Below are 15,370 nucleotides of genomic sequence, written 5' to 3'. Positions count from 1 at the left end.
TTCCTACGGTGGTTCACGTTCGAGGTCACGCCAACAAGGAGCAACCGTGCGCATTCGTACCGCAACCGTAGCCACTATCGCCGCCCTCGCCGTCGCGGCCCCCACCGGCGTCGCCTTTGCAGACACTACCGCCAGCGGATCCCCCGCCACCTCCGCCGCGCAAAAGAAGCCCGCAAAACTCACGGTCAAGAGTTACATCAAGGCTCTCAAGGCCGACAAGACGCCGGCCGCCGCAAAGACTCTCAAGGCGTTCAAGAAGCTCGACGACGGCAAGAAGCAGTACGCCTTCGTCAAACTGCTCCAGAGTCGCGACATCTACAAGGCCGTTGCCGGCAGGTCTAAGGGCACCCTCAAGAACGGCACCCGTACCAGCACCAAGCAGCTCAACTCCCCTGCCGAGGTCACCCGCAGCACTGTGGTGTCAAAGAACGGCAAGTCCGGCCGGCGCGTCGTTACCTTCACGGTGACCGAGCGCATATACGACATCCCCGTAACCAGCGAGCGGATCACCGTCAGGTACACCCTCAAGGGCAAGAAGAAGATCATCAACCCGGCGGCTTCCACCAAGGTCACCAACACCAACAAGGCCATCGTCATCAAGGCCCCCAAGACCACCCCCGTCCGCGTCAAGGGCGCCAACGTCTCCGGACACTCCACGATCAAGGCCACCGGAACCGTCAAGTCGTTCGGCAAGGGTGTCACCAAGAAGGCCAACAGCCGAATCGGGCTGAGCTCCTACAGTGCCTCTATCGTCACCCGATAAACGGGCTCTCCTGCTCTATCAGTGGGGGATCTGACCTGCCCTGAGAGGAAGAGCCGCGTCGCCTCGATGTCGTCGAGTCGGGCATACGGCTCTCCATGACGACGAGGCTGGCCCGGGCGGAGCGGTCAGCTCGACCGCCGAGCGGCCCACGGCCGCCTGCCCCAGTCCGGGCCATGTCGGGCACCGAGTCGACGAGCATCGCGAACGCCTCGCGCTCCAGCGTCTGGTCGTCGACGGGCAGGACGCCGGTGGGCGGTTCATGTGCGGCCTCCCGAGGGCGCGGACGCGAGGGACACAGCACGGCGGACACCATGCAAGTCTTCCGACCTCAGCCCCGCGTCCAGGTTCCGCCGACAGTACGGGCCCGTTCCCGCACCCAGACGAGGCCATACCCGGAAAGCGTTGCCCGAAGGCTGCGCGCGCGTGCCGTACCGCGATGGTCAGCGCCTTCTGCACGATGCGGTAGGCGGTGCGCGCCCCTCGCGGGAGGTACCTGACAGTGCTCGACGTCCCGCCCGAGACTCAGCTCGACGCGGACCCTGGCCTCGCCGGCCCCCTCGTCCTCCGTACCCAACCTGAGCACCTCAAGGTGGCGAGCAGTTCGCCTCGGGTGGTGCGGCCGGTCTCGGCGATGTCGTGGAGCGCCTTGGCGATGGCCCCGGTTCAAGCGACCAGGACGCGCGCGGCGATGGAATCTCGACGCCGACCAGTGTGATGCTGTCGGCTTCGGTGCCGCGCTTGTACTCGACGATCACGGGCGTGCCGTTCTCGTCGGAGACCCAGCGAGTCGGTCCGTTCGCCGTCACCGCAGTTGATGACCTACTCGCTCGCCAGGAATCGCACACCCGGCATCGTCTCCATGCGCCGCCTTTCGTGGGCCCGACCGGGGCACATGCGCGCCGCATTGCTCGCACTGTTCTTGTTCGTGCCGCTAAGCCGGATCGGTTCCCAGTGTCTGGCGTGCTCCGATGACCAGGGCGTCCCATGCTTCTGTGTACCGGTCCCCGGCCTCGATGACGATGAGGGTCTGGTCCTCTTCGGGGAGGTAGGCGAGCAGATGGCGCTGCTCGGAGGTCAGTTCGCGAACATCTTCCAATGTCCTCGTGGCTTCGGTACGCCAGCGCGCGAGGTCCTCGTGTGTCGTGTCATCGACCGGTTGAGGCGCAGAGGGCGTCGTCACGGCGAGGTGTGCCCGACCGGCTGGTGAGTCGTGACCGCGTGTGGCTGCGAGGTCGCGCAACACCGCATGTGCACGGATGAGGTCTCTGCCCCTGATGGATTGCTCGACGTGAAAGAACGTTCTGGCCTTGAGGTCGGAGACAAGGGGGCGCAACTCAGCGGGTGCGCAGAGTTCGGCCTGGGCATGGGCGTAGAGGAGGGCCTGCCGCCCCTCCTCGGCCTCCGCTTCAAGGGCCGGTCCGTCCACGGTGATCAGACTTCCAGCGACACGGAGGTTCGCGCTCGATGCGTAGAGGCGGTTCGCGCTTTCGTGGAGGGCCGCGGTTGCACGGAGGTATTCTGCGAGGATCGCCCAACGACGTTCGACCATAGCCTGACGCGCCGCGGCGGTGGCGGTGGTGGCGGCTGCGTCACGTGCAGCTTGGGCCTGGTCGTGTCCACCGCGAGCTTGGATGCGGGCGCCGAGGACCGTGCCGGCGAAGGTTCCGGCGATGGTGCCGCCCACACCGATCGCACTAATTACCGCGGCCGCTATGTCGTTGTCCACTCACTCAACCTCTCACGTGCACGGGCAAGTTGCCGTCCTTCCAGGACCGGTGTGCGAATCGCGGCCGAAGCCCTGAAGAACTCCAGGCTCGGACAAGGCGGCCTCCCCAGCCCGGAATCTCCTCGAGTTCCCGCTCCAGGTAGAACCGGGGACTGCCAACGGCACCGCACTGATCTGCAACGATCGCGGCGAGCACCTCCGCCCAGTACAGGTCACGTCTTTGCTGCGCGCACCGCGGCGGCTCGGGTGACCGGAGCATCGCGCTGACCTTCCACGACGGCGTACCTGAACGCCGTACCGGCCGATCCCGCACACCGAGAGTGTCTGCGCCCCGGCCTGGGCGTCTTCCGCGACGCCCTCCACCTCGCCTACGCCGATGCCGCCCAACGCATCTTGGTCACCACCAGCCGGGACGGCCGAAGCCGGCGCCCTCCACCTGCTACACGGCGCGGCCTCAAGGTCGGGACCATCCACTGGAGCCGCTGTGGACAAGCCGGCTGGACCGCCCGCGGCTCACCGCCGAGACACCGTACGCGCAGCAACATCGGTCTCACTGCCTTCGACGGCAAACTGTGTCAGCAGGCGCCGATGCAGTCCCCGCGGAAGACTTCCCTGCCGTCGACCGTGCCGACGGCCGTGGCGCCGGTGATCTTGGGTTTGTCGCCGCTGGTGACCTTCGCGCCCTTGCCCAGCGTCGCGGTCATCTCCGCCGGGCGGCCGTCCTCAGTGGTACCCGTGCACCGCACGCGCATCTCGTCACTGCCGTCTCCCTGACTCGTGCATTTCAGATCACCGCGCAGAGGGTGGTCATGAGCACGGAAGGCGATCTTCCCGGCCTGAGACGCGCCGGTGCGGGCCACGCTGCCGCCGACGAGGTCCTCGGCCCCGCAGCCGGCCACGCCAACGCATGTGCCGAGGGCGACGAGGACGGTCAGGACTGTGCCGCGTACCGGGACATGGTGCTGATCCATTCCCTCCCCCTCAGCCCCATGGCGCCCGCGTGCAGCCGCAGGCCGACCGAATGGAGGTTCGGCAGGACCGTGGCGGTTCGAGGAGCGCGGTACCGTCGCCATGGCTGCCGTGTTCGCTTGTGCCAGTTTCAAACGGATGGGCGCGTGCGGTAGGAAGGCATTCGTGACCGAACCGCCTCAGACCGCCACCCAGTACGCGTTCATCGCCCTGGCCCCACCCGACGACGCGAAGCACGAGCTGGCGCAGGTGCTGAGCCCGGCCTACGCCGCCTGTCCCGACCTGCGGTGGAACCGCATCGAGGACTGGCACATCACCCTCGCCTTCCTGGGCGAGCTGCCCGTGCGGACCGTGCGGGGGCTTCGTTCACCCCTCGCCGACCTGGCGGCTGCCCGCCCCTCATTCGAATTGGCATTGTCCGGTGGCGGACACTTCGACGAGCGAGTGCTGTGGAGCGGCATCGAGGGTGATCTCGACCCACTGCACGAGCTGGCCGAAGCGGTACGGGCGCGGCTCAGGGAGTGTGATGTCGCCTTCGTCGAACGTCCGTTGCGCCCCCACCTCACGCTGGCCCGTTCTCGCCGCTACGACAACGCGTCCGTCAAGGCGGCGGCCGCCTGCCTCGACGGGTTCAGCGGGCGCACTTGGCAGACCGCGCGCCTTCACTTGGTCGGCAGCACCGTGCGAGGTCACTCTGGCCCGCGGCGCTACCAGGACATCGACGCATGGCCCCTGCATGATGTCGCCTCAACGGCCCTCGTGCGTGACCTTCGCCGCCGCAAGGTCGATACTGCCGACAGCACCACTCCAGCCGCGCCCCGGTCGAGCCGACGACCCGCCTGACGGTCGTCGGCAAAGTCGGCGGCGGGTCGGCGTCAGTACCGCCGAAGCCGTTTCGCAGCGCCGCGCACCGCCCACACCACACACCGGCCCCACCCACCCCGACCAGGAAAAGCGCCGATGAAGGGCCTGTCTGCCCACCTTCCCAGGAGACACCCATGAGGATGCTGATCAATGTCGCCGAGACCGTCGTCGCCGACGCGTTGCGCGGGATGGCCGCCGCTCACCCCGAGCTGACGATCGACGTCGAGAACCGTGTGATCGTACGCAGGGACGCCCCCGTCGCCGGGAAGGTCGCCCTCGTCTCCGGTGGCGGGTCCGGGCACGAGCCGTTGCACGGCGGGTTCGTGGGGCCGGGGATGCTGTCGGCCGCCTGTCCCGGCGAGGTGTTCACCTCGCCCGTACCCGACCAGATGGTCCGCGCGGCCGCCGCCGTGGACAGCGGCGCGGGCGTGCTGTTCATCGTGAAGAACTACACGGGCGACGTGCTCAACTTCGACATGGCCGCGGAGCTCGCCGAGGACGAGGGCATCCAGGTGGCCAAGGTGCTCGTCAACGACGACGTGGCGGTCACCGACAGCCTCTACACCGCCGGGCGGCGCGGCACCGGGGCCACCCTCTTCGTCGAGAAGATCGCGGGCGCCGCCGCCGACGCGGGCATGCCCCTGGAGCGGGTGGAGGCCATCGCGCGGCGGGTCAACGAGAACGCGCGCAGCTTCGGCGTCGCGCTCAGCGCCTGCAGCACGCCCGCCAAGGGCAGTCCCACCTTCGAACTGCCGCCCGGCGAGCTCGAGTTGGGTGTCGGTATCCACGGGGAGCCGGGGCGTGAGCGGCGGCCCATGATGACCTCGCGCGAGATCGCCGATTTCGCGGTCAACGCCGTACTGGAGGATCTCGACCCGCGCAATCCCGTCCTGCTGCTCGTCAACGGCATGGGGACCACTCCCCTGCTCGAACTGTACGGATTCAATGCCGAGGTCCAGCGCGTCCTCCTCGAACGCGGCGTACCCGTCGCCCGCACCCTCGTCGGCAACTACGTGACCTCACTGGACATGGCCGGCGCCTCCGTGACGCTCTGTCAGGTCGACGAGGAGCTGCTCAGGTTGTGGGACGCGCCGGTCCGCACGCCCGGGCTTCGCTGGGGAGTCTGAGCGCCCTTCCGTATCACCGCGGCCGTCTGTTCCTGAGCGCAGGCGCCCCGCACCCACCCCAACGCAAGGAGACCCCCGTGCTCGACGCCGACTTCTTCCGCCGCTGGCTGGTGGGCATCGCCGCCGCCGTCGACCGCGAGGCGGACCGGCTCACGGAGCTGGACTCGCCCATCGGCGACGCCGACCACGGCAGCAATCTGCGGCGCGGGTTCACCGCCGTCGTGGCCGCCCTGGAGAAGGAGGCGCCGGACACGCCGGGTGCCGTACTCATGCTCGCGGGGCGGCAGTTGATCTCTACGGTGGGCGGGGCGTCGGGGCCGCTCTACGGTACGTTGCTGCGCCGCACCGGCAAGGCGCTGGGCGATGCGGCCGAGGTGAGCGAGGCGGAGTTCGCCGATGCGCTGCGGGCCGGCGTCGACGCGGTGGCCGGGCTCGGTGGCGCCGCGCCCGGGGACAAGACGATGCTGGACGCGCTCGTCCCCGCGCTCGATGCGCTCGGCGAGTCCTTCGACGCGGCACGGGAGGCCGCGCTGCACGGCGCCCTGGCCACGACGCCGCTGCAGGCGCGCAAGGGGCGTGCGAGCTATCTGGGCGAGCGCAGCATCGGTCACCAGGACCCGGGCGCGACGTCGGCCGCGTTGCTCTTCGAGGCGCTCGCCGAGACCGGGACCGCGGAGGGCGCCGACGGGCCGGAGGGCGGCCGTGGCTGACGCCCCGTTGGTCGGCATCGTCCTCGTCTCGCACAGCGGCCCCGTCGCCGAGGCGGTCGCCGCGCTCGCCACGGGCCTCGCGGGCGGCGGCACGACCGCGCCCGTGGCGGCGGCCGGCGGGACGGACGACGGCGGCCTCGGCACGAGCGCGGGGCTCATCTCGGCGGCGGCCAAGCGGGTCGACCGGGGTGCCGGCGTCGTCCTCCTGGTCGACCTCGGCAGCGCCGTCCTCACCGTGAAGGCACTGCTCGCCGAGGGCGACGAACTCCCGGACGGAGCACGCCTGCTGGACGCGCCGTTCGTGGAGGGCGCGGTGGCGGCGGTGGTGACCGCGTCGGCCGGCGCCGACCTCGCCGCGGTCGCGGCGGCGGCCACGGAGGCGTACACCTACCGGAAGGTCTGACCCGGGGTTCCGCGACTGCCTCACCCACGCGACGGCAGGCCCTGATCCCCCCGTACGAACTGCCGGGCCAGCGCCTCGCCCCGGTCGACCGCGGCCCGGTGGCTCTCGATCGGGACGGCCCGGGAACCTTTGAAGAAGATGTACGTGACGTCGGCGGCCGTACCGCCCGACCGCGGGTCGGGACGGATGCCGAGCGCCTGGGCCGTCGCGTACGACGCCTCGCCGATGAGGTCGACCGGGCCGGTGTCGCCGACGACGGCGTACTGGACCTTGTCGCCGTGGACGACGGCCGCGACGGTGCCGCCGGTGACGCCGTGCCGGGTGTGGTTCCAGCGGCGGCTCGGGCCGGGCACGACGACGTAGGGCAGGTGTTCCGCGGCCAGGTGCCGGCCGTCGGACTGCTGGAAGGCCGTGGTGTGGAGGAACAGCGGGTCGGTGCGGCGGTTGCAGGCGGTGGTCGGCCGGCCGTCGCAGTCGATGTCCATGTCCGCCGTCCAGAACACGGTGTCGCGCGTTCCGCAGACGGGGACGACGGCGCTGGCGCCGTCGTCGGTGCGGTACTTGCCGTGTGAGATCTCCGTGCAGGTCCGGGTCGCGGCGAGCAGGTCGGCCGCTCGTACGGCCCCTTCGCCGCCCGGGGTGCTCGCTGGCTCCGGGGTGCTCGCTTCGGCCGTGGGCCGCTGCGCCGCGGCGGAGTACGAGGCGGGGGCCAGCAGGGCGACGCCGACCGCGGCGACCACGGCGACCGTTCTGATGCGCACGAGAGGGGACCTTTCGCAGGGGGAGGCTGACGGCTCGTCAGCGCCACATATCCCACGTCGCGCGCGGTCATAAGCCCCGTACTGGACCTTGCACTCCGACCCGACCCCTTGATGTGCCCCCGTCACCTGTGTCAAATAGGTCCGGACCAATGCCGTCGAGTGGAAGGCAGCACCGTGCGACGGATCCCCCCTCTGTCCACCCCTCTCGCCCTGCTGGCCGCAGTCGCCGCGACCGCGGTGGCGCTCGGCGGCTGCGCGTGGAGCGGCGACGACGCCGGCGACACGAACCCCCCGGCGGCCCCGCGCGGGCTCACCGTGCAGGCGGGCAGCTCCACCACCGCGCACGTCATGTGGAACCGGGCCACCGACGACACGGAGGTCACCGGGTACGAGGTGTACCGCGACGCCAAGAAGGTGAAGGAGGTCGCGGGCGGCGAGCAGATGGTGGACGTCGTCGGCCTCGAACCCGACGCCACGTACACGTTCACCGTCCGCGCCCGGGACGCCGAGGGCAACGTCAGCGAGGACAGCGAGCGGTTGTCCGTCACGATGCCCGCGGCGGCCGCGGCGGACCGCAAGGCTCCTTCGCGGCCCGGGCGCCTGACCGGCAGGGCCGCGGGGAGCAGTTCGGCGATGCTCTCCTGGGGGAAGTCGTCGGACGACCGGCGTGTGGCCTCGTACGAGATCTATCAGGGCGGTTCGAAGGTCCACAGTGTGGGAGGGGGGCAGATCGCGACGCTGGTCACCGGGTTGCGGCCGGGCACCGATTACACCTTCACGGTGAAGGCGCGCGACGCCGCCGACAACTTCTCCCCCGCCAGCTCGCGGGTCCGCCTCACCACGGCGGGAGGCGGTAAGGGCTCGGGCCGCGGCACCGCGCCCACGGCGTTCCGGGCCGGTACCCACGAGAAGGGCGGGGCGTACTACATCGACTTGTCCTGGGTGCCCCCACGGACCGGCGGGGCGGTCGCGGAGTACCAGATCCAACTCGACGGCCGCACCGCCACGTCCCTCGTCTTCGGCGGCACGGCACCGAAGGACAAGGCGGAACACAGCTTCTACATCGGCAGGAAGTCCGGCGAGCCCCACCGGGTGAGAGTCCGCCCCAAGCTCCCGGACGGAACGTGGGGCGGCTACACGCCGGAACGGACGGTCACGACGGACTGAACTCCGGTACGGGTACTGACACCGCCCCGACGTCCGCACCCTCACCTCCCCGCCGTCCGCACCTCACCTCACCGGGACCGAACGGGGCCGTCGACCGTGCGCGGCCGCGCCCCGGTTCAGCCGGCGGCGAGCCCGTCGTAGTAGCCGGGGCGGGCCAGGAGCACGGAGTTGAAGTAATGGCCCTGCTCCTCGTCCGGGTCGTCGTCCGCCGCGAACGGTCGCCAGAAGCCGAGCAGCAGGTCCGGTGCGACGACGGAGGCGGGGTCGTCGCCGGCGGGTTCCACGGTCGTGATCTCGGCCAGGCGGTTCACGACCGTGCGGGCCGGCAGTGCGAAGACGTCGATGCCGCGGAACCGTACGGCATCCGAGGGAGCCGAAGGCCGGCCCAACTCCACGTAAGCGAGCCGGTCGTGCGTGCACCCGATGCTCACCATCAGGCCACTCGACCGAAAGACCCGCCGGCCGGCGGCCTGTCCGTCGCGCGCGGAATCGTGCTCGTCGCGCAGCGATTCCAGAGCGCGATGTCCCGCCGGGCACGGCATGCCGATCCGCAGTGGGCCGACGCCCAGTGGCGGGGTGAGATCGAAGTCCATGTTCGGATGTTGCCACGGGCCCCGCTGTGACTTCGTCGGCCACTGTTATTTCTGCGCATTCCTGAGGCCCGACCCGTCTCTCTCGGTCAGAATCGGAACCTCTCAAGAGGCTTGTGTACTCGGCCAGTTGACGGAATCCGTGAGGGATGGGGCAGATGTTGTTCGGTGAGTGGGACTACGTCGTCGTGGGGGCCGGGTCCGCCGGGTGTGTGGTGGCTGCTCGGCTGTCCGAGGACCCGGAGTGCCGGGTCCTGCTGATCGAGGACGGTGGGGAGGACGGCAAGGCGGAGATCTCGGTGCCCATGGCCTGGCCCGCGCTGCAGGGGTCCGAGGTCGACCATGGCTACACCACCGTCCGGCAGACCGGCGCCGACGGGACCGCGCGGGCCTTTCCCCGGGGACGGACACTGGGTGGCTCCGGTGCCATCAACGGGCTCATCCACCTGCGGGGGCACCGGGAGGACTTCGACCACTGGGCGGCCCTCGGCTGCACGGGATGGGGGTACGACGAGACACTGCCGTACTTCCAGCGCATGGAGACGGTCCACGGCAAAGACCCCAAGTACCGGGGAGCTGACGGGCCGTTGCTGCCCGAGACCGCGGAGGACGGCGGCCATCCGCTCTCCCAGGACTTCGTCGACGCCGCCACCTCGGTCGGGTTCACGCGGACCGACGACTTCAACGGCGGCACCCAAGAGGGCGTCGGGTGGCACGACTTGAACATCTCGCGGGGTGTGCGGCAGTCCGCCGCGCACGCCTACCTCCACCCCGTCCGGGCCGGCAGGAGCAACCTCACCGTCTCGACCGACTCCCGTGCCCTGCGCCTGCTCTTCGACGGGGACCGCTGCACCGGCGTGGAGTTCGAGCGCAACGGCGACCGGCACACCGCACGCGCGACGGCGGAGACCATCGTGAGCTGCGGAGCCGTCGACTCGCCCCGGCTCCTGCTGGTCTCCGGCATCGGCCCCGCCGACGACCTGCGGGAGGCGGGCGTCACCGTCCGGCACGACCTGCCCGGGGTCGGCCGCAATCTGCACGACCACCCGCTCTGCCCCGTCGTCCACGAGGCCGGCCGCACCCTTCCCCCGCCGCAGACCAGCCTCGCCGAGACCTCCCTGTCCTGGCGCAGCGACGCCGCCCTCCCGGGGCCCGACCTGCAGCTGCTCTGCATCCACGTGCCGTACCACCCGCCCACGATGCCGGTACCGGCCAACGGATTCACCCTGGCGGTGGCCACCGTTCCGGACAGTCGCGGATCGGTGCGGCTGGCCGGACCCGACCCCGAGACCCCGCCGCTCATCGACCCCAACTACCTGGGCCGGGAGTCGGACGTCCGGCGCATGCTGCACGGCATCGCCACGGCACGGGAGATCGCGGCCGCGCCCCCGTTCGCACGGTGGGCCCCGCGTGAGGTGCTGCCCGGCCCGGGCGTCACCGACGAGGCAGGGCTGCGCGACTACCTCGCCGCCGCCGTGGGCCCGTACTTCCATCCCGTGGGCACCTGCGCGATGGGCACGGGACCGGACGCGGTGGTGGCGCCGGACCTGACCGTGCACGGCATCCGGGGTCTGCGGGTCGTGGACGCCTCGGTCATGCCGAGGATCGTGTCGGTCAACACGAACGCCGCGACCCTCATGATCGCGGAGAAGGCGGCGGACCTCATCCGGGAGGACGGCACGCCGGGCCCCCGACGTCCTGCGCCCACGGGCGGCGTCTGACATCCTGACGCGGTGCGCGTACTCATCGTGACGGCGGGGAGTTGGGGCGACGTCGCCCCGTACACGGGACTGGGCGTGCGGCTGCGCTCGGCGGGCCACGAGGTGTCCCTGGCCACTCATGAACGCTTCGAGCGGGCGGTGACCGCCCACGGACTCGGCTTCCGGCCGCTGCCCGTCGACCCGCGGCAGGAGCTGGCCTCGCGGACCGGCCAGGGCCTCGCCAAAGCGGTGAGCCCGCCCGTCGCCCTGGCCCAACTGATGCGGATGGCACGGGCGTTCATGCCAGGGCTGGCCGCCGGGGTCGCGGACGCCGTCCGGGCGGGCACCGACGTCGTCCTCAGCTCCACCGTCACCGACCCGATGTGCGCGGCGCTCGGCGAGGCGCTGGGGTTGCCGAGCATCGGGGTCTACCTCCAGCCGGTCCACCCCTCCGGCGCCCACCCGCCGATGATCACCGGTGCCCGCACCTTCGGCACCCACGGCAACCGGCTGGCCGCACACGCCCTGTGGCTCGGCAGCGAACGGATCTTCGCCCCCGCCGTCACCGCCCTGCGCCGCGAACTCGGCCTGCCGCGCCGGAGGTTCAGCGGACCGCTCGGTCTGCCGCGCGAGCGCCACGTCCTGCACGGCTTCAGTCCGCGCATCGTCCCGCGGCCCGCGGACTGGCCCGCCGGGCATCGGGTGAGCGGCTACTGGTGGCCACAGACACCGCCCGACTGGAAGCCCGACCCACGGCTCCTCGACTTCCTCGACGCGGGGCCGCCCCCGGTCTTCGCCGGCTTCGGCAGCTTCGTCACCGCCGAGTCCGAGCGGCTGAGCACTCTGCTCGTCGACGCCATGCGCCGGGCCCGGGTGCGCGGCGTCGTCCAGGCCGGCTGGAGCGGTCTGCACGCCGAGAACGACGACGTGATCACCGTGCAGGAGGTCCCGCACGCCTGGCTGTTCCCCCGGACGGCCACCGTGATCCACCACGCCGGGGCCGGCACCACCGCGGCGGGGCTCCGCGCGGGCATCCCCGCCGTCCCCGTACCGGTCCAGCTGGATCAGCTCTTCTGGGCCAACCGCCTGCACGGCCTGGGGCTCTCCCCCCGCCCGTTGCGCTTCCAGCGGCTGACCGCGCCGAGCCTGGCGCAGGCGATCACCGTGGCCGTCCACAGCCCCGTCCTGCGCACCCGCGCCCGGGACGTCGCCGACGCCCTCGCCCGCGAGGACGGCACCCGCCAGGTCATCGAGACCCTCGACCGGCTCGGTTGACCCGGAGACCACACCACGTCCTCAGGACATGGCGGAGGTCCGTTCGGTCAGCAGGGCCGCCGCCCGCCGGCACCAGTCCCGTGACTCCCGCTCGAAGGCGAGCCCGCGCAGGCACGTCAGATACGGACCGACGCGCTCGCCGGTGCGCAGGAACTCCTCCTCGTCGGCCCCGCCCCGCAGCCGCACCAACAATGTCTCCAGAACCTCGATCTTCGCGTCGGCGACCGCGGCCCGTTCCGTGAGCTGGGCGATGACGGGCGCGGCGGCGACGCCGTCGACGGCCTGCACTTTGACCAGCAGGTCGTCGCGGATGAAGGACGGTTTCGCGGCGCGGGCGGCGAACCGCTCCATCTCGGCGAGACCCTCCTCGGTGACCGTGAACAGCCGCTTGTTGGGCCGGCCCTCTTGGACCACCTCCCGCCCGGCGACCAGGCCCTCCGCCTCCAGCCTGGCCAACTCGGCGTAGAGCTGCTGGGGCAGGGCGTGCCAGAAGTTGGCCACGCCGATGTCGAAACCCTTGGCCAGTTGGTAGCCGCTGTACTCGCCGTCCAGCAGTGCCGCGAGCACCGCGTGCCGCAGAGCCATGGTCCGGCCCCCCTTCCCTTGCGCCGCCTCGTACCCCCATCATAGTCATCAATGTGACTACTCAGATTCATGACTATGGAGGCACCATGACCCACCCCACCGCCGCACGCTTCCGCGCCCTCGTCGAGCAGCGTGACCTCGACGGGATCGGGGAGCTGTTCACCCCGGACGTCCGCCTCTACAGCCCGGTGAAGTTCACGCCCTTCGACGGGCGCCCCGCGGTGCTCGGACTCTTCGGTGTCCTGCTGCGGACGTTCGAGGACTTCCGGTACGTCGGTGAGTACGCGGGCCGGGCGCGGACCAGCGTCGACGACACCGAGGCCGAGTCGGACGTGCTCCTGTTCCGTACCACCGTGAACGGCAAGGAGGTCCACGGCATCGACCTGCTGCACTTCGACGAGGAGGGCCGCATCAAGGAGTTCACCGTGATGGTCCGCCCGCAGTCCGCCGTCCAGGCGCTCGGGCAGGCCGTGTACGAGGGGCTGGTGGCCGACGGCCTGGTTCCCGCCGCGCCCTGACGTGTGCGCCGGACGACGGGCCGCGCCCCGACGTGTGCGCCGGACGACGGGCCGCGCCCCGACGTGTGCGCCGGACGATGGATTCCGTCACCTGCCCGGCGGCCGTCCGCATGCGCCCGCCGCTCCCGCCACGTTGGCTCTTCGTCAGGTAGCACGGGCGATCCCCGACTCTCGGCGGCGCATGGGTTGTACCGCCTCCCGTGTCACCGGAGGGCAGACTCATGCGTACCACTCAGATATGTGTCCGGGCCGGCGTGACCGTCGCCGCCGCCGCGCTGCCGCTGGCCCTGAGCGCCCCGTCGGCGTTCGCGGGCGGCGACCTCACCGTCACCGCCACCGGGTCCACCGTGACGGCCACCACCACCGCGTGCGGTACCGGTGGCGGCACGGCGTCGCTCATGGGCGGCACCAACGCGAGCTTCGCCGGCGGGCAGCAGACGGAACTGATGAACGGCACCGCTTCGTGGCGGAACGTCGGAGCCGGCACCTACACGGTGCTCGTCGCCTGCAAGGACGGCTCCTCGGCGGGGCCGAGGACCGTCACCGTCGGTGCGACGCCGACGTCCTCCTCCACGACGGCGCCCTCGCGCGGTGTTCGCGGAGGGCTCGGGGGCGGTTCGGAGGACCGGGGCACGCTCACGCTCGTCACGGGCGGTGGCCTGGTGGCCGCGGCCGCGGTCGGCGGCGGTGTCTGGTACCTGCGCCGGCGCCGGGGCGCGGTCGGCCGCTTCTGATCCTTTGATCGAGGCCGCGGACACGGTTCCTGGTTTCCTGAACGACTGCCGCTCACCTGTCGGGACGAAGGTGGGCGGCAGTCGCATGCGGGCGCCCCCTCCTCCCCCTGCCTCACGCTCCTCCCCTCACCTCACGGCGACGCGCCCTTGCCCGCCCCGGCGAACCGACTTACCGTCCTCCCAGCCGACAGGGAGGGCGTGCTCATGCCACGACCGCTCAGCGTTCAGCTCTACTCCGTGCGCGATCAATTCGTCGCCGACCGGGCCGGGACGCTGCGCCGGCTCGCCGCTCTGGGGTACGGCGCCGTGGAGGCGTACGACGTCCTCGGCGACCCGAAGGGGCTGCGGCAGCTCGTGGACGAGCTCGGTCTCACCGTCTCCGGCACGCACGCCGTGCAACTGCTCGGCCCGGAGCCGGAACCCGTCCTCGACGCGGTGGCGACGCTCGGCACCGACCACGCGATCGTCCCCGCGGGCATCGCGCCCGAGGAGTTCACCTCGCGCGACGGTCTGGCCCGGACCGCCGACCGCCTCAACTCCCTTGCCGCGGTGGCCGAACGGCACGGCATACGGATCGGCTACCACAACCACTGGTGGGAGATCGAGCCCCGCTTCGGCGACCGGCACGCCGTCGACGTGCTGGCCGAACTCCTCGACCCCACCGTGTTCCTGGAGATCGACACCTACTGGGCCGCGGTCGGCGGTGCCGATGTTCCCGCGCTGCTGCGCCGCCTCGGGGACCGCGTCCGCGCCCTGCACCTCAAGGACGGGCCCGGCACCAAGGAGGACCCGAACGTGGCCGTCGGCGGCGGCATCATGCCGGTGCGGGACATCCTCGGCGCGGCCGCCCCCGACGCCTGGCGGATCGTCGAGTTCGACTCCTGCGCGGGCGACGCGGACGCCCTCTTCGACGCGCTCGCCGCCAGCCGGGCCCACCTCGCCTCCCTGGCGGCGTCATGAACCACGCCCCAGTCGGCGCGGGCCCCGTCGGCGTCGCCGTCGCCGGCGCGGGCGTCATCAGCGCCCAGTACCTGCGTACGTTGCGCGGATTCCCCGACGTGCGGGTCGTGGCCGTCGCCGACCTCGACGAGGAGCGGGCCGCCACGGTGGCCCGTACCCACGGCATACCCGTGGCGGGCGGCCCCGCGGCGGTGCTCGCCCTTCCCGAGGTCGAGATCGTCGTCAACCTCACCGTGCCGGCGGCGCACGCACAGGTGGCCGCGGCCGCGCTGCGGGCCGGCAAGCACGTGTACGGCGAGAAGCCCATCACGCTCGCGCCGGGCGAAGCGGAGAAGCTGCTCGCCGAGGCCTCCGAGCGCGGGCTGCGCGTGGGCAACGCGCCGGACACGTTCCTCGGCGCGGGTCTGCAGTCGGCGCTGCGGGCGGTGGCGGCCGGGCACATCGGCGCGCCCGTGGCGGCGACGACCGTGACCCAGGGTCCGGGGCCCGAGTCGTAGCATCCCGACCCGGCGTTCTTC

Annotated in this window: 17 protein-coding genes; 12 read left to right on the top strand and 5 right to left on the bottom strand. The window is 71.4% G+C overall.

The genetic code is table 11. The annotated features are described in order from the left end of the window. Positions 1 to 46: 46 nt before the first annotated feature. Positions 47 to 763: a hypothetical protein gene (locus ACZ6CV_RS27855; RefSeq protein ID WP_469253389.1), complete on the top strand. Its 717-nt coding sequence runs from the start codon at positions 47 to 49 to the stop codon at positions 761 to 763. 931 nt (positions 764 to 1,694) lie between these two features. On the opposite strand, the gene ACZ6CV_RS27850 is transcribed toward ACZ6CV_RS27855, so the two are convergent. Together ACZ6CV_RS27850 and ACZ6CV_RS27845 are read right to left on the bottom strand one after the other, a co-directional pair. After that, positions 1,695 to 2,489, bottom strand: coding sequence for a hypothetical protein (locus ACZ6CV_RS27850; RefSeq protein WP_469253388.1), 795 nt, complete (start codon positions 2,487 to 2,489; stop codon positions 1,695 to 1,697). A gap of 575 nt (positions 2,490 to 3,064) precedes the next feature. After that, the gene (locus ACZ6CV_RS27845) at positions 3,065 to 3,460 is read right to left on the bottom strand and encodes a hypothetical protein (RefSeq protein WP_469253387.1); all 396 of its coding nucleotides are present in this window, start codon (positions 3,458 to 3,460) and stop codon (positions 3,065 to 3,067) included. Positions 3,461 to 3,623: 163 nt separating this feature from the next. Here ACZ6CV_RS27845 and thpR point away from each other — a divergent pair, with 163 nt between their 5' ends. The 4 genes from thpR (at position 3,624) to ACZ6CV_RS27825 (ending at position 6,562) form a co-directional block, all read left to right on the top strand. Next, positions 3,624 to 4,301, top strand: a complete 678-nt coding sequence (gene thpR, locus ACZ6CV_RS27840) for an RNA 2',3'-cyclic phosphodiesterase (RefSeq protein WP_469253386.1) — start codon at positions 3,624 to 3,626, stop codon at positions 4,299 to 4,301. Positions 4,302 to 4,456: 155 nt separating this feature from the next. Continuing rightward, positions 4,457 to 5,449, top strand: coding sequence for a dihydroxyacetone kinase subunit DhaK (gene dhaK, locus ACZ6CV_RS27835; RefSeq protein ID WP_469253385.1), 993 nt, complete (start codon positions 4,457 to 4,459; stop codon positions 5,447 to 5,449). 77 nt (positions 5,450 to 5,526) lie between these two features. Then, complete coding sequence (gene dhaL / locus ACZ6CV_RS27830; protein ID WP_469253384.1) at positions 5,527 to 6,159, top strand: dihydroxyacetone kinase subunit DhaL; 633 nt, start codon at positions 5,527 to 5,529, stop codon at positions 6,157 to 6,159. Next, complete coding sequence (locus ACZ6CV_RS27825) at positions 6,152 to 6,562, top strand: PTS-dependent dihydroxyacetone kinase phosphotransferase subunit DhaM (protein WP_469253383.1); 411 nt, start codon at positions 6,152 to 6,154, stop codon at positions 6,560 to 6,562. Before dhaL ends, ACZ6CV_RS27825 begins: the two co-directional genes overlap by 8 nt. A gap of 20 nt (positions 6,563 to 6,582) precedes the next feature. On the opposite strand, the gene ACZ6CV_RS27820 is transcribed toward ACZ6CV_RS27825, so the two are convergent. After that, positions 6,583 to 7,323: a glycoside hydrolase family 75 protein gene (locus ACZ6CV_RS27820; RefSeq protein ID WP_469253382.1), complete on the bottom strand. Its 741-nt coding sequence runs from the start codon at positions 7,321 to 7,323 to the stop codon at positions 6,583 to 6,585. A gap of 174 nt (positions 7,324 to 7,497) precedes the next feature. On the opposite strand from ACZ6CV_RS27820, the gene ACZ6CV_RS27815 reads away from it, so the two are divergent. Further along, entirely contained in the window at positions 7,498 to 8,490 is a 993-nt protein-coding gene (locus ACZ6CV_RS27815; protein ID WP_469253381.1) for a fibronectin type III domain-containing protein, read from the top strand. Between the two features lie 116 nt (positions 8,491 to 8,606). Here the strand turns inward: ACZ6CV_RS27815 and ACZ6CV_RS27810 are convergent, their stop codons facing one another. After that, the gene (locus ACZ6CV_RS27810) at positions 8,607 to 9,083 is read right to left on the bottom strand and encodes a hypothetical protein (RefSeq protein ID WP_469253380.1); all 477 of its coding nucleotides are present in this window, start codon (positions 9,081 to 9,083) and stop codon (positions 8,607 to 8,609) included. Positions 9,084 to 9,238: 155 nt separating this feature from the next. Between ACZ6CV_RS27810 and ACZ6CV_RS27805 the strand changes: the two genes are divergently transcribed. Together ACZ6CV_RS27805 and ACZ6CV_RS27800 are read left to right on the top strand one after the other, a co-directional pair. Further along, positions 9,239 to 10,801, top strand: coding sequence for a GMC family oxidoreductase (locus ACZ6CV_RS27805; RefSeq protein ID WP_469253379.1), 1,563 nt, complete (start codon positions 9,239 to 9,241; stop codon positions 10,799 to 10,801). Positions 10,802 to 10,813: 12 nt separating this feature from the next. After that, on the top strand, positions 10,814 to 12,055 hold the full coding sequence (locus ACZ6CV_RS27800) for a glycosyltransferase (RefSeq protein WP_469253378.1): 1,242 nt from the start codon (positions 10,814 to 10,816) through the stop codon (positions 12,053 to 12,055). A gap of 21 nt (positions 12,056 to 12,076) precedes the next feature. Here the strand turns inward: ACZ6CV_RS27800 and ACZ6CV_RS27795 are convergent, their stop codons facing one another. Continuing rightward, the gene (locus tag ACZ6CV_RS27795) at positions 12,077 to 12,640 is read right to left on the bottom strand and encodes a PadR family transcriptional regulator (RefSeq protein ID WP_469253377.1); all 564 of its coding nucleotides are present in this window, start codon (positions 12,638 to 12,640) and stop codon (positions 12,077 to 12,079) included. 86 nt (positions 12,641 to 12,726) lie between these two features. Between ACZ6CV_RS27795 and ACZ6CV_RS27790 the strand changes: the two genes are divergently transcribed. The 4 genes from ACZ6CV_RS27790 to ACZ6CV_RS27775 all read left to right on the top strand — a co-directional run bounded on the left by ACZ6CV_RS27790 (position 12,727) and on the right by ACZ6CV_RS27775 (position 15,349). Next, positions 12,727 to 13,158: a nuclear transport factor 2 family protein gene (locus ACZ6CV_RS27790; RefSeq protein WP_469253376.1), complete on the top strand. Its 432-nt coding sequence runs from the start codon at positions 12,727 to 12,729 to the stop codon at positions 13,156 to 13,158. A 221-nt stretch (positions 13,159 to 13,379) separates the two neighbouring features. Next, positions 13,380 to 13,892 carry a hypothetical protein gene (locus ACZ6CV_RS27785; protein WP_469253375.1) on the top strand — a complete coding sequence of 171 codons (513 nt, stop codon included), beginning with the start codon at positions 13,380 to 13,382 and terminating at the stop codon, positions 13,890 to 13,892. A gap of 204 nt (positions 13,893 to 14,096) precedes the next feature. After that, a complete protein-coding gene (locus tag ACZ6CV_RS27780; RefSeq protein ID WP_469253374.1) occupies positions 14,097 to 14,852 on the top strand; it encodes a sugar phosphate isomerase/epimerase family protein in 756 nt (251 codons plus the stop codon). Next, the gene (locus tag ACZ6CV_RS27775) at positions 14,849 to 15,349 is read left to right on the top strand and encodes a Gfo/Idh/MocA family protein (protein WP_469253373.1); all 501 of its coding nucleotides are present in this window, start codon (positions 14,849 to 14,851) and stop codon (positions 15,347 to 15,349) included. The genes ACZ6CV_RS27780 and ACZ6CV_RS27775 overlap by 4 nt, the downstream gene beginning before the upstream one ends. Positions 15,350 to 15,370 lie beyond the last annotated feature (21 nt).

Source organism: Streptomyces sp. NPDC041713, assembly GCF_055591085.1.
This window is presented reverse-complemented; position numbering and strand designations above follow the sequence as displayed.